Consider the following 20,266-nt stretch of genomic DNA (forward strand, 5'->3'; position numbering starts at 1 on the left):
AAGGCGACGTGATGTCGCCTTTTTGAGCAGCTGAAACCGATTACTTATACAGGTCGGCGCTGATGGTGATATTACCGCCACGTTCCTGCCACTGGCGGGTGATGTGGTAATATTTCGCCCCTTTCTTGGCCGCGCGTTTCGCGGTCTGATAGGAGATTTCCGTCATGTTGCCATAGTTACCGGTGAATTTGATGCTATCAAACGGCACCATCTGCGCGGCGGTGATTTTGTTCACCTCTTCAACTTTCGTGCCGTCCGGCAGGGTGACAGTGTAACGTCCGCCTTTCGACGATTGGGTTTCGTAGAACAGACCTACGCCGGTACCTGCGCCGACCGCGGCAGAGGAGGCCACGCCTGGGATTTCGACGTTTTTAGCCGCTTCGCCGCCTTTCGCCAGAGCGGCGCGACCGGCTTCAGAATCAGCAGGAATCGCATCCGGGCTCTGCAGTACGCGCTTCTGCGCATCCTTTTTATAAATATAAGCGGTGATGCGCTGGTTGCCGCCCTGGTTGGCGTCAACCTGGCGGACGATGAAGAAGGCATACGCGCCTTTAGCTTTTGCCGCTTTGGCGATGGCGTCGTTGACTTCCGGCTGGCTACGATAGAAGCCCTGCACGGTCACGGTGTCATATGGCATCAGCGCGACGGCCTGATCTTTCGGCAGTTCCATCACGCCGTTAATAATACGGTTTTTCGGGGTATCCGCCTGCGGGGCGTTTTCTTTATAAAAATCCGCCGTTACGCGCCAGTTGCCGCCGTTGCCGAAATCTGAGGTGTCGACAACATAAAAGGAAGCTGCGCCATCTTTATCCGCCTTACGGGAAACCGCCTGTACGGCATCGCCAATCGCGTTAAAACGGCCAGTGACGACGACGCGGTCATAGGGCTTCAGCGCTGCCGCTTGCTCCGGAGTCAGCTCGGTCGCTGCATGGGCAGACAACGCGGTGGTAGCCAGAAGAGCAGACGCCAGGAGTGTGTTCTTAAGCTTCATAAAAATAATCCTTTGCCTTGCGCAAACCATGTACTGGTATTGTTGTTGACTGAAAACAGGTGATTATTGCATTTAAACAACGTAACTGTCTGCGTCATTTTTCACTTCCCGCCCGAATCGTTCGTTACAAAAATATAACAAATACTGATATGTTGAAAAAACAGCTCCTTGAACAGCAAAATCGATAATCAATATCACTTTTATAAGTTAACGTAATGTTAATGCAATGATACTGGCGGTAATAAATGGCGAATTAATCCCAAAGGTAAGCGAATTATCAGGTTCTGGCATAAAATTAAGGCAAATATTGCTGCCTGACGCAGTCAGGACTAATTTTTCTCAATAAAATCAAAAATTCTGTTTTAACGATGTAGATCACAATCGGTATTTTCAGTAGGTTATAAAAAGTTTGTTACTGTTTCATTTTCCAGATGAATACCTGTGCGGCGTTTTTGCGCCGCCGCTGGCGCATTTGTGAAAAAAATAAACCATCATCAAAAACCGATGGAAGGGAAAACTATGCGAATTGGGATACCAAAAGAGAGCTTAGCTCAGGAAACCCGGGCCGCTGCGACGCCGAAGACGGTCGAGCAGCTGCTTAAGCTCGGGTTTAGCGTGGCGGTCGAGAGCGGAGCCGGGAAACTGGCGAGCTTCGACGATGAAGCCTTCGAACAGGCGGGCGCGGAAATCGTCAGCGCGGATAACGTCTGGCACTCCGACGTCATCCTCAAGGTTAATGCGCCGAGCGATGCGGAAATTGCGAAGCTCAACCCGGGCACTACGCTGGTGAGTTTCATCTGGCCGGCGCAGAATCCGGATCTCATGGAAAAGCTGGCCGCTCGCGGTATCAACGTGATGGCGATGGACTCGGTGCCGCGTATTTCCCGCGCCCAGTCGTTAGATGCGCTGAGTTCGATGGCCAACATCGCTGGTTATCGCGCGATTGTCGAAGCGGCGCACGAATTCGGTCGTTTCTTTACCGGGCAGATCACAGCGGCAGGTAAAGTACCGCCGGCGAAGGTGATGGTAATCGGCGCAGGCGTTGCTGGCCTTGCGGCGATCGGCGCGGCGAACAGCCTCGGCGCCATCGTCCGCGCCTTCGATACCCGTCCGGAAGTGAAAGAACAGGTGCAGAGTATGGGCGCCGAGTTCCTTGAACTGGACTTTAAAGAAGAAGCGGGCAGCGGCGACGGTTATGCCAAAGTCATGTCTGAAGCCTTTATCAAAGCCGAAATGGCGCTGTTCGCCGCACAGGCTAAAGATGTTGATATCATTGTCACCACCGCGCTGATCCCGGGTAAACCGGCGCCGAAGCTGATTACCCGCGAAATGGTTGACTCCATGAAGTCGGGCAGCGTGGTCGTCGACCTGGCGTCGCAAAACGGCGGCAACTGTGAATACACCGTGCCGGGCGAAGTCGTGACCACCGCTAATGGCGTGAAAATTATCGGTTATACCGACCTGCCGGGTCGTCTGCCGACGCAATCTTCTCAGCTCTACGGCACTAACCTGGTAAACCTGCTGAAGCTGCTGTGCAAGGATAAAGACGGGAATATCACCATCGATTTCGACGATGTGGTGGTACGTGGCGTTACCGTGGTCCGCGAGGGCGAAATTACCTGGCCGGCGCCGCCGATTCAGGTATCCGCGCAGCCTCAGGCGACGACGAAAACCGTCGAAGCGCCAAAAGAGGAGGCCAAACCAGGTTCGCCGTGGCGTAAATACGCGCTGATGGCGCTGGCGATTATCCTCTTTGGCTGGCTGGCGAACGTCGCGCCGAAAGAGTTTCTGGGTCACTTTACCGTCTTCGCGCTCTCCTGCGTAGTCGGCTACTACGTGGTGTGGAACGTGTCGCACGCGCTGCACACGCCGCTCATGTCGGTAACCAACGCCATTTCAGGGATTATTGTCGTTGGGGCATTGCTGCAGATAGGGCACGGCGGCTGGGTCAGCTTCTTGAGCTTTATCGCGGTGCTGATCGCCAGCATTAATATTTTTGGTGGTTTCACCGTCACTCAGCGCATGCTGAAAATGTTCCGCAAAAACTAAGGGGTAGCACATGTCTGGAGGATTAGTTACAGCTGCATACATTGTTGCCGCTATTCTGTTTATCTTTAGCCTTGCGGGGCTGTCAAAGCACGAAACGTCGAAGCAGGGCAACCTGTACGGCATCGCTGGGATGGCGATTGCGCTGATTGCCACCATCTTTGGGCCGGACAGCGGTAATGTCGGTTGGATAATCGTGGCGATGGTTATCGGCGGGGCGATTGGTATCCGCCTGGCGAAGAAAGTCGAAATGACCGAGATGCCTGAGCTGGTGGCGGTGCTGCATAGCTTCGTTGGTCTGGCGGCGGTGCTGGTTGGCTTCAACAGCTATCTCGACCACGGACCGGGCCTCGATCAGGTGCTGGCGAATATTCACCTGACCGAAGTGTTCCTCGGCATCTTTATCGGCGCCGTGACCTTCACCGGCTCGATCGTTGCCTTTGGTAAGCTGCGCGGCAAAATTTCGTCAAAACCGCTGATGCTGCCGAATCGCCATAAGCTGAACCTGGCGGCGCTGGTTATCTCCTTCCTGCTGCTGGTGGCCTTCGTGCGTACCGACAGCACCGGAACGCAGGTACTGTGCCTGCTGGTGATGACCATTATCGCCCTCGCGTTCGGCTGGCACCTGGTGGCGTCTATCGGCGGCGCGGATATGCCGGTCGTGGTATCGATGCTGAACTCGTACTCCGGTTGGGCGGCGGCGGCGGCGGGCTTTATGCTCAGCAACGACCTGCTGATCGTGACCGGCGCGCTGGTGGGTTCTTCCGGTGCGATCCTCTCCTACATTATGTGTAAGGCGATGAACCGTTCCTTTATCAGCGTTATTGCTGGCGGTTTCGGCACCGATGGCGGCAGTTCCAGCGGCGATGAAGAAGTCGGTGAGCATCGTGAAATCAGCGCTGAAGAAACGGCGGAAATGCTGAAAAACTCGCATTCGGTGATCATCACCCCGGGCTACGGTATGGCGGTGGCGCAGGCGCAGTATCCGGTCGCGGAAATCACTGAGAAGCTGCGTGCGCGCGGTATCAAGGTGCGCTTCGGGATCCATCCGGTCGCCGGGCGACTGCCGGGGCACATGAACGTGCTGCTGGCGGAAGCGAAGGTTCCGTATGACGTGGTGCTGGAAATGGACGAAATCAACGATGATTTCGCCGATACCGATACCGTACTGGTGATCGGCGCGAACGACACCGTCAACCCAGCGGCGCAGGACGATCCGAAGAGCCCGATCGCCGGTATGCCGGTGCTGGAAGTGTGGAAGGCGCAGAACGTGGTGGTCTTCAAACGTTCGATGAACACCGGCTATGCTGGCGTGCAGAATCCGCTGTTCTTCAAAGAGAACACCCACATGCTGTTTGGCGACGCTAAAGCCAGCGTGGATGCCATTCTGAAAGCGCTGTAATAGCGCAACGCTCTAAGCCGTCTCTGTTGAGACGGCTTTTTTATATAGGCAGTGAAACCATGATTTTGCTCATAAAGTGAACGGTGATGGGTGTTATACTATGCCTGTTTTTTCACCACACTGAGGATATTATGGATACCGAGTTAACCCCCACGCAGATGGCCATCGAGTACCTGCGCCGCGACACTTCCGTTATGACCCCCGCGCAGTACCTGAAGAAGCTCAAACTCCTCGAGCTCGAGTTTGCCGATCTGATGTCGCTTTCATCGATGGAGCTGAAAGAAGAGATCGACCTGGCCTGGCGTTTAGGTATCCACTAACGCATTCTGTAAGTTTATTAAATTAGCGTTGATATCCGGGGCCGTAAGGCCCTTTTTCTTTTTTGCGGGCGCGGCAAAAAAATCCCCCGGCGGGCGGGGGACGTTAGATAATATTTCAAACCTGATGAGACGCTGTTAGTCGTCGTCTTCATCGTCCAGTTCAACTGGAGTTTGATAAGCTTCAGGTTTCAGTACCAGCAGGTCGCAGCGCAGGTGGTCGATAACCTGTTCCGCGGTATTGCCGAGAAACGCGGCAGAGATGCCGGTGCGGCCAACGGTGCCCAGCACCACAATCCCGGCCTGCAGGTGTTCAGCTAAATCAGGGATAACCTCTTCAGGCAGCCCTTTCTCTACGTGGGTGCGGCTTTCATCAATGCTGAATTTCTGGCGCAGCGCTTTCATTGCCAGTAGATGCTGGCCGCGAATCGCATCGTTATAGATGCTCGGGTCAAAATCAGGTAATTCAATGGCGATGTTGATAGGCGTCACCGGATAGGCGCCAACCAGATGTACTTCGGTATGGTTAACCTGATCGGCGAGGGCGATGGTCTCCCGCACCAGTTTTTCATTGAGGGCGTTGTGATAGTTCTCTTCACTGGCAAGATTAACCGCCACCAGCGCTTTACCGCCTTCCGGCCAGGGCTGATCTTTAACCATCCACACCGGACATGGACATTTGCGCAGCAGGTGCCAGTCGGTCGGCGTGAAGATGACCGCTTCGAGTTTGTCGTGCTGATGGGCCATTTTCAGCAGCAGGTCGTGTTTATCGCTGATGATTTCCTGAATGATGGCTTCAAAGGGGCGGTTGTGCCATACCACTTTGATATCGATTGGCACCCCGGATTCAATATAAAACTTGGCCTGTTCACGGATCCAGGCGCTGCGTTGGCTAATCACGCCCTGGCGCATCGCCGTCCGCTCGTCGGGCGACAGCAGGGTGGTCATTTCGTAGGAAAAATCATAGATCGGCAAAAAGGCTTTGATGCGTCCACCAATCCGTTGGTGCAGATACACCGCGCGCCGTAATGCAGGCTGGTCGTCCTGGTTAGGGTCGATTACTACCAGCATGTTCTGATACTTCGCCATACAGGGTCTCCTTACAGCTGTAGCTACAGTCAGTATTTAAAAAGATAACCTATATGGATGAATTGAAACAGGGGATGACCCTGGCCAGATCAACAAATTAGAAAAAAATGTCGATCCGGCACAAGGTAGAAGAAAGTATAGCGGAGATAAATCAGGCGACGTTGCGCGCCTGGCCTGCCAGTTGCGCCAGCAGATCGCTGTTTTCGATGGTGATATATTTCCCTTTCACCGCCAGCATACCGCTTTTCTGGAAACGACCGAGCAGACGGCTGATGGTTTCTACCGTCAGGCCCAGATAGTTGCCGATGTCGCCACGCGTCATGGTCAGGCGGAACTCACGTGGTGAGAAGCCGCGCTGCGCGAAACGGCGGGACAGGTTGTAGATAAACGCCGCCAACCGTTCTTCTGCGTTCTTTTTGGAAAGCAACAGGATCATGTCCTGATCGCCTTTGATCTCGCCGCTCATCAGGCGCATCATCTGCTGACGCAGGTTCGGCATTTTACCGGAAAGATCATCCAGCGTTTCGAACGGAATTTCGCATACCATCGAGGTTTCCAGCGCCTGCGCAAAGCTTGGGTGCAGGGCGGTGCCAATGGCGTCAAAACCGACCAAATCACCCGCCAGATGGAAGCCAGTAATCTGCTCATCGCCTTGTTCGGTGATGGTGTAGCTTTTGATGGTCCCTGAACGGATAGCGTACAGCGACTTCAGCTCATCACCCGCTTTGAACAGGGTTTGCCCTTTCTGAATAGGCTTCTTGCGCTCGATGATATTATCAAGCTGATCCAGCTCATGTTCGTTCAAAGTAAAGGGGATGCAGAGCTGGCTAATGCTGCAATCCTGACAATGGATTGCACAACCACCAGACTGAATGCGTCGTATAATTCGCTTTTCCGGGATCATATGTCTGCTCAAGCTTTAATTGATATTGGTCAATTTTAACATCTTTTTGAGGAGCAAGTAAGTCTCGAAACCCGGAAAGACGTAATATTAGAAGGGTAAATATATCACTCGCCATATCTCTTTGATAATAAGAAAATTATTAGGCGATTAATTATTGTAAAGTTACCTGTAATTTCCAAAAAAGGCATTATCTGTCAAAGCAGCAAATAGCCCTCATGGCGCAATAACCACTCTTTCCGCTGTACGCCGCCGGCGTAGCCGGTCATGGTGCCGTTACGGCCAATCACGCGATGGCAGGGAACCACGATGCTGATCGGATTGGAACCATTTGCCGCGCCGACCGCGCGTGCTGCGCCTGGACGGCCAAGAACCTCGGCTAACTGACCGTAGTGCATGACTTGTCCGCAGGGAATCGTACGCAGCGCTTGCCACACCTGGCGTTGAAACGGCGTACCGCCGGTTGCGGTCGGCAGGGTATCGATAATCGCAAGATCGCCGTCGAAGTATTGCTGCAGCTTCGCGCTCAGCCCGCCCGGATCGCGCGCATCAACGCGATTATAACCCTCGTGACGGTAGTGGATGTCCAGCAGTTGCTCCATACGATCACGGTGCTGATCCCATTCCACGGCGCGCAGGTTAAATTGTTCATCGCAAATGACCCACAACGGCCCCAGCGGGGTGTCGATTTTATCTTGCAGCAGCGTCAGCATCGGTCTTCCTTCTACGAGGTTATTTCGCCAAGGGCACACCATATCATGACGTGCGGCCTGCAAACTATACCTCCGAAAGGTCAGCAAATAATGAAACCTGTACTATTAATTTATAAATACGAATCGCAGTCATTTAAATTCAGTCATTCCATTGCCCGATCGCAAATTGCAGGAATAAAGGAAGGGGTGAAGTAATGTTTATTTTTGCATTAACTACCAGGCGCGTCGTGAAGGGCATTTTGCTACCTTTGTCTGGCGGCGAATTTCCCTGTGCGGAGAAGCGTTCAGTTCAAATTCCTATGCAGTTTGTCATACGCACGCGGATTAGTGTGAACTGGCTAATCCACCGGGAGGCACCCGGCGCCGCAGATAAATATACAGGCATTCCTTGAGTCAATTATTTTTCCAGCGCTTTGGCGCTGGTTTTTTTTAACCAACAGAAAGGTGGCGATATGCAATACATATTAACGGGAGTTGTTGTGTTGATTATCAGTGGGTTAGCTATCAATTTGCTGTCGGTGGTCATCGAAAGCCTGTATAAAACGTTCCTGCATCGCAGCACATCGCGTTAACGCCCGCAGGCCCTCCCTGGCCTGTCGCTGCGTTAGGGTAAGCGTGGATAAATACCTGGGCCAATCGGTAGCCCTACCAGATACCAGCCCACCAGCAGCAGTAGCCAGACGGCTAAGAAAATGAGTGGGTAGGGTAATACCAGCGAATAGTAGGTGCCCAGTCTGGCTTCGGGCCGGTAGCGCTGTAAAAAGCCGAGAAACAGCGGCACAAACGGCGATACCGGCGCGAGCGGCAGCACGGAAGAGTCAGCGATACGAAACAGGATCTGCGCAAACGCCGGGTGAAAGCCCAGCAGCATGAACATTGGTACAAAAATGGGCGCCAGAATCGACCAGATAGCCGAACCGCTGGCGATAAACATACACAAAAACGCCGACAGCAGCGCCAGGCCGACAAACGCCGGCACGCCATTCATTCCCGCGCTTTCCAGCACATCGGTTAGACCAACGGCCATGAATTTACCCATATTGCTCCAGTTAAACATGGCGACAAACTGGGCCAGTGGGAAGACCATCACGATAAATCCGGCCATCTCCTTCATCGGCTCGATCATTAACTGCGGCAGGTCAGCCTGACGGCGAATTTTGCCGGTAGCGATGCCGTAAGCCAAAGACACGACAAAAAAGAAAAAGATAATCAGCGGCACAATGCCTTTAATAAAGGGCGAGGGCATCACGGTATGTTTGATGGGATCGCGCAGGATGCCGTTTTCCGGCACCACCATCAGCGCGATAACCGCCACAAACAGCAGCGCCGCGATACCGGCAATACGCAGCCCGAACCGCTGTTCCGCCGTCAGCGTCTGCAGCGTTTCATCGCTCTTACCCTGCCACTTTCCTAACCGTGGCTCGACCAGTTTATCGGTGATTAATCCGCCGACCAGCGTCAGAACGATGACTGAGGTGGCCATGAAATACCAGTTGTCGATAACGCTAACATGCAGCGAGGCATCAAGCGTTTTCGCCGCTTCGGTACTGATACCAGAGAGCAACACGTCGGTGGTGACAATAAGTAAATTTGCCGTAAACCCGCAGCCGACGCCGGCGATTGCCGCCAGCAAACCGGCTACCGGATGGCGGCCGACGGCGAGAAACATTAACGCCCCCAGCGGCGGCATAATGACCAGCGCCGCATCGGAAGAGATGTGGCTGAAGAAGGCGATAAATAACACCATGTAACTGGCGTAACGCGCGCTAACGTGCGATGACATCTTGACCATCAGCGACGGCAGCAGGCCGACCCGTTCGGCAAAACCAGCGCCGAGCACCAGCGCCAGAATCGCCCCCAGCGGCGCGAAGCCGCTAAAGTTTTTAATCACGTTTGGCAGAAACCAGTGCAGCCCTTCAACGCTGAGCAGATTCTTTACCACCACTCGCGAACCGTCGGTAGGGTTCTGCACGCCGACGTTTAGCGCCGACAAAATGGCGGTGGCGGCCATCAGCGCGACGATCAGATAGATAAACAGCAAAAATGGATGCGGAACCTTATTACCTATTTTTTCAACCCAGCCATACAGCTTACCGGTGGGGGAATGCGACGGTATGGATGACATACTCATGGGCGTTCCTCAGTTGTCGTTGTTGTGTTGGTTGCGGCATGCCTCATGGGTTGTCAGCTGTTGTTTTTATTGGCGATTGCCATGCGCTGTACGCTATCCCAGAGGCTAGTTTTTCTTATTTTAAAATTGATGGTACGACGTCACGCGGGATCGGCCACTGATATGGGCTAACCGCCAGTACCTGAGCCAGTTCCTGCTGGCTTGCTTCAAGCAACGGCCTGTCGCTGAACAAACGAATCGCCGTCGCTCCCAGTATCTTACCCGCCAGCAGCATCCCTTTATGGGCAATGGAGGTTCTTCCCTGGCTCACCAGTTGCCAGCTATGCAGCGGCGTACCGATGGCGAAGCAGGGGCTAAAACACTGGGCCACCGGCGCTTTCCAGCTCACATCGCCGACGTCGGTAGAGCCGGCCAGAACGTTTTCCGTCGCGGCCCACGGCGCGACTTCATCAATCAACACCGTGTCGTGATGGCGGCGGGCAAACGCTTTTCCTTCTTCACCGCTGGTGCCGGCAATATTCTTCAGGCTGTTATTTATATCGTTCACGCCGAGCGTGGCGCGAATATCCGCCGCGAAAGCGCGCTCTTCGTCACTCCATTGCGGCGTACCGTAATGACATACGGCCTGATACATTGCCGCTTCCAGCGTGCGATTGGGGAGATAGCTGGAACAGGCTTTTTCAAAACGGCAACTGACGCTGGTTTCGGTCATCAGCGCGGCGCCCTGGGCTATTTTCTCAATGCGGGCGAAAATTTGCTGCACGTCGGCCATTTCCGGAGCGCGAATTAAATACAGCACTTCAGCCTGCGCCTGCACCACGTTGGGCGACACGCCGCCGGTATCGGTAATGGCGTAGTGCACACGCGCCTTCTCGATAATATGCTCATTGAGGAAGTTACTGCCGGTGGTCATCAGCGTGACGGCGTCCAACGCGCTACGCCCCAGATGCGGTGAGTTTGCCGCGTGCGCGGCGGTTCCGGTAAAGCGCCACGCCGCCTGAATATTGGCCAGCGTGCTGGTGCTGAACATCCCGGCCCAGGCTTCCGGATGCCAGGTAAGGGCGGCGTCGATATCATCGAATAACCCTTCGCGCACCATAAAGGTTTTACCCGAGCCGCCTTCTTCGCCCGGGCAACCATAAAAGCGCAGGGTGCCCGAGCCGCCTTGCTGCTGCAGCCAGTGTTTCGCGGCGACGGCGGCGGCGAACGCCGCGGTGCCGAGTAGATTATGCCCACAGCCGTGGCCGTTTTCCCCCGGCGTCGCGGATGTTGGTTCAGCACTGTGTGCCTGTTGGCTGAGACCTGCCAGCGCATCAAACTCGCCGAGCAGGGCGATAACCGGTTTACCCTCGCCAAAGCTGGCGATAAACGCATTGGGGATTCCACCAGCGTTACGGCTTAGCTGAAAGCCTTCCGCTTCCAGCGCGTCGGCCAACCGCGCGGCGGACCAGAATTCCTGGAAGCGGGTTTCCGGATGATCCCAGATATCATCGGCAATAGCGCAAAAATCGTCGCGTCGCGATTCAATGATGTCATCAACAAATTGATAGATCTTTTCCATCACACGCCTCGCTGCCAGGGAAAGTTGAGCGCGATGCGCGCCAGCGTCTCGACCGCGATGGTCATCACGCCTTCGTCGAAATCAAATTTCTCATTGTGATGTCCGGCGCTCAGTTCAGTACCGAAAATCATGTATGAAGCCAGCCCGCCGCGTTCCTGTACGCGCGCCATCATCAAAGTGGCATCTTCGGATCCCGCCGGCGCGGCAATATGATCGACCGCCTCTACCACCCCCGGCACCTGTGCTGCCTGCTCACGCAGGTATCGCACCCACGCCGGAGAGGGCGCGCTGGAGGTCGCCGCGCCCATGAGCCGAAGTTCATAGCGGGCTTCATACATCGCTGCGGCGCCGGCAATCACATTTTGCGCCCGCTCAAACACATACTGGTTGATAGCTTCCGTCTCGCCGCGGGTTTCCACTTTTATCAGCGCGGAAGAAGGGACCACGTTGCGCCCGGTGCCGGCCTGCATAACGCCGACGTTAACCCGCGAGGCGCCGGCGCTGTGCGGCGCGATGGCGTGTAATGCGAGGGCGGCCTGCGCGGCGGCCAGTAGCGCGTTGCGCCCATCTTCCGGTTTGCCGCCGGCGTGTGCCGCGACACCCTCGAATTGCACGTCGAATTTGGTGGTCGCCATAAAGTTGTCACCGCCGCAGACCACGGTGCCGCTGGGGACGCCGGTGCCGATATGAATGGCGGTGAAGTAGTCCACGTTATCGAGCACGCCGGCCGCCACCATCGCGCGCGCGCCGCGGGTACCTTCTTCGGCAGGCTGGAAAATCAGCTTGATGATCCCGTTGAGCCGATCGGCATACTGCTGTAGCACATGCGCTAAACCCAGCCCAATGGCGGTATGGCCGTCATGGCCGCAGGCGTGCATCATCCCGGCGTTGCAGGAGGCGAAACCCGCGCGATGCGGGCGATGGCAATCGTCGTGTTGTTCGTTAAGATCGAGCGCGTCCATATCGACGCGAAACGCCAGCGTCGGGCCGGGGCGGCCGGTGTCCAGGGTGGCGACGACGCCGGCGAATCCGCCTTCAAAAGCCGGTAGCCAACGTTCCGGCGCTCCCTGTTCGCGGGCGCGCTGGAATGCCTGCTCCAGGGTGGCATCGTCGGGCAGCCCCATCCGGCTGTCGGCATCAATAACGTCGCGCCCCAGCGCCAGTTGATAACCGAGGCCGTCTAAGATCCCGGCAACCTTGCTGGCGGTACGAAATTCCAGCCAGCCGGACTCCGCGTGCAGGTGAAAATCACGACGCCATTGCGTCATTTCCGGCGCCAGTTGGCTGATGAATTCATGAAGTTGCGGCATAACCCTTCCTGTCATAATTAAAAAGTGTGACGGCGTTCACGAAGCGATAGCTTTTGCTTATCACATACGCCTTTCATGCAATCTCACCCTTAACCTGCCACAGCATGTTCGATTACAGTAGATGTCATTTTCTTCTGTCTGATAAACAATGGTTATCACCTAAAGCATGTCATTTCAGATTAAATTTCATCAAATTCGCGCTTTCGTTGAGGTTGCCCGCGAGGGGAGTATTCGCGGCGCCAGCCGGGCGCTGGCGATCTCGCAGCCTGCGTTGACCAAGGCGATTAAAGAGCTGGAAGAAGGGCTTTCCGCCCAATTGTTTGTCCGCCGCAGCCAGGGGGTGGCGCTGACGGAAAACGGCGAAAGTTTTTATCAACATGCGAGCCTGATCCTTGAAGAGCTTCGGGCGGCGCAGGATGAACTGCTGCAGCGTCAGGGCGAGCAGGCCGGGCAGATTAATATTGGTCTCGGCGCCAGCGTCGCCCGGTCGCTGATGCCATCGGTGATTTGCCGCTTTCATCAGCAGCATCCGCTGGTGAAGGTACGGATCATGGAAGGGCAACTCCTGGCGATGATTAATGAACTGCGGCAGGGTGAGCTTGATTTCACTATCAACACCTACTATCCCGGCCCGTACGATCATGAATTCAGCTTTGAAAAACTGTTTGAGAAACCGTTCGCGGTATTCGCCCGCGCCGGACATCCGGCGGCGCGCGCCACTTCCCTGACTGAATTGCTCGAACACCACTGGACGATGCCAACGCCGCGCGGTAGCTACTTTAAACAACTGCAGGAGATGTTTAACCAGGCCGGGCTGGCGCCCAAGGTCGATATCGTGTGTGAAACCTTCTCTTCGTGCATCAGTCTGGTGGTGAAGAGCGATTTCCTCAGCATTCTGCCGGTAGAGCTCGGAAACGATCCGATGATGGCGGATAAACTGGTGATGATCCCCATACGTGAAACGTTGCCCAGGGCAACCTACTACCTGATCCAGCGGCGCGACACGCGACAGACGCCGTTAACGGCTTCGTTAATCACCCTGTTTCGTCGTCAAAGCCGTCAATTGTTTCCTTAAATATCCTGCGTGGGGCTATTTGTCGGCAGTGGCGGCTAAACGCGTTGAGGGGCAGGCGCGAGGCGGCTATAGTAGCAGGCGATAGCCGCTGGAGGAGTGACCATGAACCTTGACGACAAATCCCTGTTTCTTGACGCCATGGAGGATGTCCAGCCTCTGAAACGCAATAATGACGTACACTGGCATCGTGAACGACCCGCGCGCGCGCCGCAGCGTATTGATACCCTACAGCTCGATAATTTTCTGACCACCGGTTACCTCGATATTGTGCCGCTCGCTGTACCACTGGAGTTCAAACGGGAAGGGCTACAAAGCGGGGTACTGGAAAAGCTGCGGCGCGGAAAATACAGTCAGCAGGCAAGCCTGTCGCTTCTGCGCCAGCCGGTCGAACAGTGCCGGCAAATGCTGTTCGCCTTCGTGATACAGGCGCAAAAAGAGGGGCTGCGTAATTTACTTATCATCCACGGCAAAGGCCGTGATGACCAGGCCCACGCCAATATTATTCGCAGCTACCTGGCGCGCTGGCTGCCAGAGCTGCCTGAGGTACAGGCGTTTTGCGCCGCGCTACCGCACCACGGCGGCAGCGGCGCCTGCTATGTTGCGCTGCGTAAATCAGAGCAAGCCAAACAGGAGAACTGGGAGCTGCACGCCAAACGTAGCCGCTAGCGCAGCAGCAGCGTTAGCTCGCGGGCGGCTTTTTGTAGTTCCGGCAGCACCCGGTCCAGCATTTCGCGGGTCGACATCTGGCCCGCGTGAACCCCGACGTTTAGCGCCGCTTCTACCTGTCCCTGCGGGTTATATAGCGGTACCGCCAGCGAACGCAGCCCCATTTCCAGTTCCTGATCGTTCAACGCATATCCCTGCTGATGCACGCGTTTTAGCTCCGCGCGCAGCTTATTCACCGAATCTACCGTCTGCGGGGTGTAGCGAATCATCGTCACCCGGCCCAGCATGTCGTTCAGCCGTTCTTCCGGCTGATGGCTTAACAGCACGCGCCCCATGGAGGTCGCCCACGCCGGCAGGCGGCTGCCGATATCAAGATCGATCGTCATAATTCGCGAACTGGAGGCGCGGGCGATATACAGGATATCGTCGCCATCAAGGGTGGCGATTGAGCAGGACTCATTGAGCATTTCGCTCAGATGTTTGAGCACCGGCTGCGCCGAGCGCGCCAGCGGCGTTGAGGCCAGCCAGGCGTGACCAAGGGCAAGTATCCGTGGACGCAGCTGGAAATTCTTACCGTCTTCGGCGTAGACGAATCCCAGTTTGCTTAAGGTATACAGGCAGCGCCGTACCGCCGCGCGTGGAATGCCGGTTTTCTGGCTGATCTGCGAAATCGACAGCACCGGGCGCTGCGGGGTAAAAGCCTGAATGACTTCCAGCCCCCGCGCCAGCGACGCCATAAAGTTCGGGTCGCCCTTAAACGGATCGCCGTCGCCCGCCACTACATCATCTGGATGCTTGTCCATTTTGTTCTCCGTATTTGCCATCGATCACATTCTTTCGCTAAAGATATACGATGTTCGATTATCGCACCATATTTCGATTATCGCCCTTGACCAGCATCGTTAAGCGGGTCACATTTTGTGCGAACAACGCATATAAGTGCGATTACCGCACGTTAAGGAGCGACCTGATGATTGATAAAAGCGTGTCGACGCTGAGTGAGGCCATTGCCGGGATCCACGACGGCGCGACCATCATGATTGGCGGATTTGGCCCCGCCGGGCAGCCGACGTACCTGATTGATGCTCTGATTGAACAGGGCGCCCGCGACCTAACCATTATTAATAACAACGCGGGCAATGGCGAAGTGGGGCTGGCGGCGCTGCTCAAAGCCGGACGGGTGCGCAAAATGATCTGCTCATTCCCGCGTCAGGTGGATTCACAAATTTTCGATGACCTCTATCGCCGCGGCAAGGTTGAGCTGGAACTGGTGCCGCAGGGCAATCTGGCGGCGCGGATCCAGGCCGCTGGAGCGGGTCTCGGTGCGGTCTTTACCCCGACCGGCTACGGCACGCCGCTGGCGGAAGGCAAAGAAACCCGCGAAATCGACGGCCGCCACTATGTGCTTGAGTATCCGATTAAAGCCGATTTTGCTCTTATTAAAGCCCATCAGGGCGACCGCTGGGGCAACCTGGTATACCGCAAAGCGGCGCGCAACTTCGGCCCGATTATGGCGACCGCCGCCAAAACTACCATTGTTGAAGTCTCGCAGCTGGTCGCCCTTGGCGAACTCGACCCGGAAAACATCATCACCCCGGGGATTTTCGTCCAGCGCGTATTCTCGCTGGAAAATCTGTCCGTCGCGCAAAGCGCCTGAGGAGCCGAACATGCAAAAACTGACTCGTGACGAAATGGCCCAGCGCGTCGCCCGCGATATTCCAGAAGGCGCTTACGTAAACCTCGGTATTGGCCTGCCAACCCGTATCGCCAACTATCTACCTGCCGATAAAGAGGTGTTCCTGCACAGTGAAAACGGGCTACTGGGAATGGGGCCGAAGCCGCAGTCCGGCGAAGAGGACCCGGAACTGATCAACGCGGGTAAAGAGTATGTCACTCTGCTGCAGGGAGGCTGTTTTTTCCACCATGGCGACTCCTTCGCCATGATGCGCGGCGGGCATCTCGATATCTGCGTGCTGGGCGCCTATCAGGTTTCCGCCAGCGGCGATCTCGCTAACTGGAGCACCGGCGCGCCGGATTCGATCCCGGCGGTCGGAGGGGCGATGGATTTGGCTATCGGCGCCCGCCAGGTGTTTGTGATGATGGACCATCTGACCCGCGATGGCGAATGCAAACTGGTCGAACAGTGCAGCTACCCGCTGACCGGCGTCGGGTGTGTCAGCCGTATCTATACCGATCTGACGGTCATCGATATTACCGACCGCGGCCCGGTGGTGCGTGAAATCTTTAACGGTCTCTCATTTGAAGAGCTACAGCGCATCACTCCGGTGGCGCTGACTTTTGAACAACTGGCGGAAAGCGCGTAAGGAACCTATGATGAATCAGGCATTTATCTGTGATGCGGTACGTACGCCGTTTGGCCGTTTTGGCGGCGCATTATCGAGTATGCGCGCTGACGATCTGGCGGCGCTGCCGCTGAAAGCGCTGCTGGAGCGTAATCCGGGTCTCGATCCGGCGCTAATTGACGATGTTATCTACGGCTGCGCCAACCAGGCCGGAGAAGATAACCGTAACGTGGCGCGTATGGCGTTGTTGCTGGCCGGGCTGCCGCAGAGCGTTCCCGGCAGCACGATTAATCGCCTGTGCGGCTCGAGCCTTGATGCGATCGGCGTCGCGGCGCGGGCGATTAAAAGCGGCGAAACTCAACTGATGATCGCCGGTGGGGTGGAGAGTATGTCGCGCGCGCCGTTTGTGATGGGGAAAGCCGAGAGCGCCTTTAGCCGCTCGATGCAAATGGAAGATACCACCATTGGCTGGCGCTTTATTAACCCACAGATGAAAGCGCTGTACGGCGTGCACTCGATGCCCGAAACCGCGGAAAACGTCGCCGATGAGTTCGCCATTTCTCGCGCCGACCAGGACGCTTTTGCGCTTCGTAGCCAGCAGCGTACCGCCGCGGCGCAGGAGGCGGGGCGTTTCGCCGATGAACTGATCGCCGTGTCGGTACCGCAACGCAAAGGGGAGCTGCTGCGCTTCAGCCGCGATGAACACCCGCGCAGCACCTCGCTGGAAGCCCTGGCTAAACTGCGCGGCGTGGTTCGCGCCGACGGCAGCGTTACCGCCGGTAACGCCTCCGGCGTCAATGACGGCGCCTGCGCGCTGCTGTTGGCCAGTGAACAGGCGATGTCGGCGAATGATTTACAGCCGCTGGCGCGAGTTGTCGGCGTGGCGACGGCGGGGGTGGCGCCGCGAATTATGGGCTTCGGCCCGGCGCCGGCGGTGCGTAAGGTGCTGGCGCAAACCGGGCTGACGCTGGCGCAGATAGACGTCATCGAACTGAATGAGGCTTTTGCCGCGCAGGCGCTGGCGGTTACCCGTGATTTAGGTCTGCCGGATGATGCCGCCCACGTTAACCCCAACGGCGGGGCCATCGCGTTGGGCCATCCGCTGGGGGCTTCCGGCGGGCGTCTGGCGATGACCGCCGCTTATCAGTTGAAGCGTACCGGCGGCCGCTATGCGCTGTGCACCATGTGTATCGGCGTGGGCCAGGGGATTGCGCTGATTATTGAACGCGTTTAAGGAGTCGCGATGAGTTTGTTGACCCCCATGTTGCGCAGCAGTCCGCTAACCGACTGGTTTAGCGATGCGCAGCGGGTACAGGGCATGCTGGATTTCGAAGCCGCGCTGGCGCAGGCGCAGGCCGACTGCGGGCTGGTGCCGCAGACGGCAGTCTTGCCGATAGTCAACGCCTGCCGGCATGCGCTTATTGATTTCGACGCGCTTGGACAGGCTGCGGCCAGCGCCGGCAATCTGGCTATTCCGCTGGTCAAACAGCTGACCGCGCGGGTGAAAGCACAGGATCCGGACGCCGCGCGCTATGTCCATTGGGGCGCCACTAGCCAGGACGCTATCGATACCGGCTTTGTTCTGCAACTGCGCGGCGCGCTAGCGGCGACGGATAGCCTGCTACAAAGCCTGATTGACGCGCTTGCCGAACAGGCCCAGCGCTATCAACATACGGTGATGCCGGGACGCACCTGGATGCAACATGCGCTACCGGTCACCTTTGGCCTTAAACTGGCGGGGACGCTGGATGCGCTGTTGCGCTGGCAGCAGCGGTTGATTGAGATGCGCCCACGGGTGCTGGCGCTGCAGTTTGGCGGCGCGGCGGGCACGCTTGATTCATTGAAACAGCAGGCGCCGCAGGTGGCGCAGGCATTGGCGCAAACCCTCGACCTGCAGTTGCCGGATACGCCATGGCATAGCCAGCGTGACCGTTTCCTCGAGGTCGGCGCCTGGTTCGCTGGCGTTTGCGGTACCCTGGGAAAATTCGCCAATGATTTTTCGCTGCTGATGCAAACCGAGGTCGCTGAAGTCGGCGAACCGCTGGCGGAAGGGCGCGGGGGCTCCTCGACCATGCCGCACAAACGTAACCCGGTCTCCTGCGCGGCGATTTTAACCGCGGCGCAGCGCACGCCGGGGCTGGTCGCCACCCTTTACGCCGGTCAAATCCAACAGCATGAGCGCGCGCTCGGCGGCTGGCAGGCCGAATGGGAAACGCTACCGGAACTGATCATGCTGGTGGGCGGGGCGCTGGCGCAAACCGACATGCTGGTGCGCGAGATGCAGGTTTTCGTGCATAAGATGCGTGCCGACCTTGATATTACCCACGGGCTGATTATGGCGGAAGCGGTGACCCTGGCGCTGGCGGAGTTTATCGGCAAAGCCGAGGCGCATCATCGTGTAGAAGCGCTATGCCGCCAGGCTCTGGACAGTCACGGTTTACTTGTCGATTTGCTGGCGGCTGACCCGCAGGTCAGTCAGTATCTCTCCCGCGAACGTTTAAACTCGCTACTGGATCCGGCAACGGCCACCGGTAGCGCCGAACGCTTTGTGCGCCAGGTACTGGCGCGTTATCAGGAGCAACATCATGAATCTTGATTATCAACTCGACGGGCCGGAAGGCGCGCCGGTTATCGTGCTGTCGAACTCGCTTGGCACCACGCGCGCCATGTGGCAACCGCAAATGGAGGCCCTGACGGCGAATTTTCGCGTACTGCGTTATGACACCCATGGCCATGGTAAAACGACGAAAAACGGCAAGGTGACCCTGGCGCAACTGGGCGAAGACGTACTTGCGCTGCTCGATCACCTTAATATCGGTAAGGCGCTGTTTTGCGGTATTTCGATGGGCGGGCTGACGGGATTATGGCTGGCGCGCTTTGCGCCGGAACGTTTTTACGCGGTGGCGGTGGCTAATACCGCGGCGCGAATCGGCGATCAGTCGGGCTGGCTTTCCCGCGCCCGCGCGGTGCGTCAGGAAGGGATGGATGTGGTTGCCGCGGGAGCGGCGGACCGCTGGTTTAGTGATAATTTCCGCCAGCGCGCGCCGGATGTGGTCGAGGCGTTATGTCACCAACTGACCCATAGCGACGCTGAAGGCTACTCCGCCTGCTGCGAAGCCCTGGCGGCGGCAGACCTGCGGGGAGAGGTCGGGCAAATTTCGATTCCGGTGCTGATTATTGCCGGGGAAAGTGACCCTGTCACGACTGTCGCCGACGCTAACTTCCTGCATCAGCAGATTGCCGATTCACAGGTGGTGGTGGTGCGCGCGTCGCATCTGTCGAATATCGAAGCGCCAGCCGCCTTTAACGCCGCGCTGAACGGCTTTTTGCTGGGGGAGCAAAATGGAAGATAAACAACGTTATCAGCAAGGAATGGAGGTTCGCCGCAAGGTATTAGGCGATGCTCACGTTGACCGTACTCTGCAGAATCTGACGCCGCTGAACGAGGAGTTTCAGGATTTCATCACCCGTTACGCCTGGGGAGAAACCTGGACCCGTCCGGGTCTCGATCACCATACCCGCAGCATGATCACCATCGCCATGCTGATTGCGCTGAACCGCGAGGCGGAACTTAAGATGCATCTGCGCGCCGCCTTTAATAATGGCGTGACCCGTGATGAGCTGAAAGAGTTGATTATGCATTCGGCGCTGTACTGCGGTTTACCGGCGGCGAACGCCACGTTGCATCTGGCGCAGCAGGTGTTTGCCGAAATCGACGCCGCGCAGGCGTAGGGGGCGGCGCATTGCGCCTTGTACGGGCT

General features: G+C 56.8%; 20 protein-coding genes. 12 read left to right on the top strand and 8 right to left on the bottom strand.

Going from position 1 to position 20,266, the window contains the following annotated elements:
• Positions 1–40: 40 nt before the first annotated feature.
• Positions 41–991 (bottom strand): DUF1471 family protein YdgH, encoded by a 951-nt coding sequence (gene ydgH / locus PGQ95_RS10580; RefSeq protein ID WP_032711543.1) that lies wholly within the window; start codon positions 989–991, stop codon positions 41–43.
• Positions 992–1,510: 519 nt separating this feature from the next.
• Between ydgH and pntA the strand changes: the two genes are divergently transcribed.
• The 3 genes from pntA (at position 1,511) to PGQ95_RS10595 (ending at position 4,759) form a co-directional block, all read left to right on the top strand.
• On the top strand, positions 1,511–3,040 hold the full coding sequence (gene pntA, locus PGQ95_RS10585; RefSeq protein ID WP_430918002.1) for a Re/Si-specific NAD(P)(+) transhydrogenase subunit alpha: 1,530 nt from the start codon (positions 1,511–1,513) through the stop codon (positions 3,038–3,040).
• A 10-nt stretch (positions 3,041–3,050) separates the two neighbouring features.
• Entirely contained in the window at positions 3,051–4,439 is a 1,389-nt protein-coding gene (gene pntB / locus PGQ95_RS10590; RefSeq protein WP_020078971.1) for a Re/Si-specific NAD(P)(+) transhydrogenase subunit beta, read from the top strand.
• A gap of 131 nt (positions 4,440–4,570) precedes the next feature.
• Entirely contained in the window at positions 4,571–4,759 is a 189-nt protein-coding gene (locus PGQ95_RS10595; RefSeq protein ID WP_045392396.1) for a YdiH family protein, read from the top strand.
• 135 nt (positions 4,760–4,894) lie between these two features.
• On the opposite strand, the gene uspE is transcribed toward PGQ95_RS10595, so the two are convergent.
• From uspE to ogt, 3 genes are all read right to left on the bottom strand, one after another.
• Complete coding sequence (uspE, locus tag PGQ95_RS10600; protein ID WP_045392393.1) at positions 4,895–5,845, bottom strand: universal stress protein UspE; 951 nt, start codon at positions 5,843–5,845, stop codon at positions 4,895–4,897.
• Positions 5,846–5,996: 151 nt separating this feature from the next.
• The gene (gene fnr / locus PGQ95_RS10605; protein ID WP_004862555.1) at positions 5,997–6,749 is read right to left on the bottom strand and encodes a fumarate/nitrate reduction transcriptional regulator Fnr; all 753 of its coding nucleotides are present in this window, start codon (positions 6,747–6,749) and stop codon (positions 5,997–5,999) included.
• A 194-nt stretch (positions 6,750–6,943) separates the two neighbouring features.
• Complete coding sequence (gene ogt / locus PGQ95_RS10610) at positions 6,944–7,459, bottom strand: methylated-DNA--[protein]-cysteine S-methyltransferase (RefSeq protein ID WP_430918004.1); 516 nt, start codon at positions 7,457–7,459, stop codon at positions 6,944–6,946.
• A 452-nt stretch (positions 7,460–7,911) separates the two neighbouring features.
• Between ogt and PGQ95_RS10615 the strand changes: the two genes are divergently transcribed.
• Entirely contained in the window at positions 7,912–8,031 is a 120-nt protein-coding gene (locus PGQ95_RS10615) for a phosphatidate cytidylyltransferase (RefSeq protein WP_087858541.1), read from the top strand.
• Positions 8,032–8,063: 32 nt separating this feature from the next.
• Here PGQ95_RS10615 and abgT read toward each other — a convergent pair whose 3' ends face one another.
• The 3 genes from abgT to PGQ95_RS10630 form a co-directional block, all read right to left on the bottom strand.
• Positions 8,064–9,590, bottom strand: a complete 1,527-nt coding sequence (abgT, locus tag PGQ95_RS10620; RefSeq protein WP_316423829.1) for a p-aminobenzoyl-glutamate transporter — start codon at positions 9,588–9,590, stop codon at positions 8,064–8,066.
• 115 nt (positions 9,591–9,705) lie between these two features.
• Positions 9,706–11,151: a M20 family metallopeptidase gene (locus PGQ95_RS10625; RefSeq protein WP_430918007.1), complete on the bottom strand. Its 1,446-nt coding sequence runs from the start codon at positions 11,149–11,151 to the stop codon at positions 9,706–9,708.
• Positions 11,151–12,461 (bottom strand): M20 family metallo-hydrolase, encoded by a 1,311-nt coding sequence (locus PGQ95_RS10630; RefSeq protein ID WP_430918009.1) that lies wholly within the window; start codon positions 12,459–12,461, stop codon positions 11,151–11,153. The genes PGQ95_RS10625 and PGQ95_RS10630 overlap by 1 nt, the downstream gene beginning before the upstream one ends.
• 166 nt (positions 12,462–12,627) lie before the next feature.
• On the opposite strand from PGQ95_RS10630, the gene PGQ95_RS10635 reads away from it, so the two are divergent.
• Both PGQ95_RS10635 and smrA read left to right on the top strand, forming a co-directional pair.
• Positions 12,628–13,536, top strand: a complete 909-nt coding sequence (locus tag PGQ95_RS10635) for a LysR family transcriptional regulator (RefSeq protein ID WP_087858508.1) — start codon at positions 12,628–12,630, stop codon at positions 13,534–13,536.
• Between the two features lie 102 nt (positions 13,537–13,638).
• Positions 13,639–14,202, top strand: coding sequence for a DNA endonuclease SmrA (gene smrA / locus PGQ95_RS10640; protein ID WP_047077719.1), 564 nt, complete (start codon positions 13,639–13,641; stop codon positions 14,200–14,202).
• Here the strand turns inward: smrA and PGQ95_RS10645 are convergent.
• Positions 14,199–15,005 carry an IclR family transcriptional regulator domain-containing protein gene (locus PGQ95_RS10645; RefSeq protein WP_015366809.1) on the bottom strand — a complete coding sequence of 269 codons (807 nt, stop codon included), beginning with the start codon at positions 15,003–15,005 and terminating at the stop codon, positions 14,199–14,201. The genes smrA and PGQ95_RS10645 overlap by 4 nt on opposite strands.
• Positions 15,006–15,172: 167 nt before the next feature.
• On the opposite strand from PGQ95_RS10645, the gene PGQ95_RS10650 reads away from it, so the two are divergent.
• Genes PGQ95_RS10650 through pcaC form a run of 6 tightly spaced genes read left to right on the top strand, consistent with a single transcriptional unit; the run spans position 15,173 to position 20,237 of the window.
• Complete coding sequence (locus PGQ95_RS10650) at positions 15,173–15,859, top strand: 3-oxoacid CoA-transferase subunit A (RefSeq protein WP_032707939.1); 687 nt, start codon at positions 15,173–15,175, stop codon at positions 15,857–15,859.
• A gap of 10 nt (positions 15,860–15,869) precedes the next feature.
• Positions 15,870–16,526 (top strand): 3-oxoacid CoA-transferase subunit B, encoded by a 657-nt coding sequence (locus PGQ95_RS10655; protein WP_430918011.1) that lies wholly within the window; start codon positions 15,870–15,872, stop codon positions 16,524–16,526.
• 10 nt (positions 16,527–16,536) lie between these two features.
• A complete protein-coding gene (gene pcaF / locus PGQ95_RS10660; RefSeq protein ID WP_430918061.1) occupies positions 16,537–17,739 on the top strand; it encodes a 3-oxoadipyl-CoA thiolase in 1,203 nt (400 codons plus the stop codon).
• A 9-nt stretch (positions 17,740–17,748) separates the two neighbouring features.
• Positions 17,749–19,101: a 3-carboxy-cis,cis-muconate cycloisomerase gene (locus PGQ95_RS10665; protein WP_213794750.1), complete on the top strand. Its 1,353-nt coding sequence runs from the start codon at positions 17,749–17,751 to the stop codon at positions 19,099–19,101.
• Positions 19,091–19,858 (top strand): 3-oxoadipate enol-lactonase, encoded by a 768-nt coding sequence (gene pcaD, locus PGQ95_RS10670; RefSeq protein ID WP_430918014.1) that lies wholly within the window; start codon positions 19,091–19,093, stop codon positions 19,856–19,858. The genes PGQ95_RS10665 and pcaD overlap by 11 nt, the downstream gene beginning before the upstream one ends.
• Positions 19,848–20,237, top strand: a complete 390-nt coding sequence (pcaC, locus tag PGQ95_RS10675) for a 4-carboxymuconolactone decarboxylase (RefSeq protein ID WP_015705266.1) — start codon at positions 19,848–19,850, stop codon at positions 20,235–20,237. The genes pcaD and pcaC overlap by 11 nt, the downstream gene beginning before the upstream one ends.
• Positions 20,238–20,266 lie beyond the last annotated feature (29 nt).

This window comes from Klebsiella sp. 141240 (assembly GCF_050600805.1).
Taxonomy (GTDB): Bacteria; Pseudomonadota; Gammaproteobacteria; order Enterobacterales; family Enterobacteriaceae; genus Klebsiella; species Klebsiella aerogenes.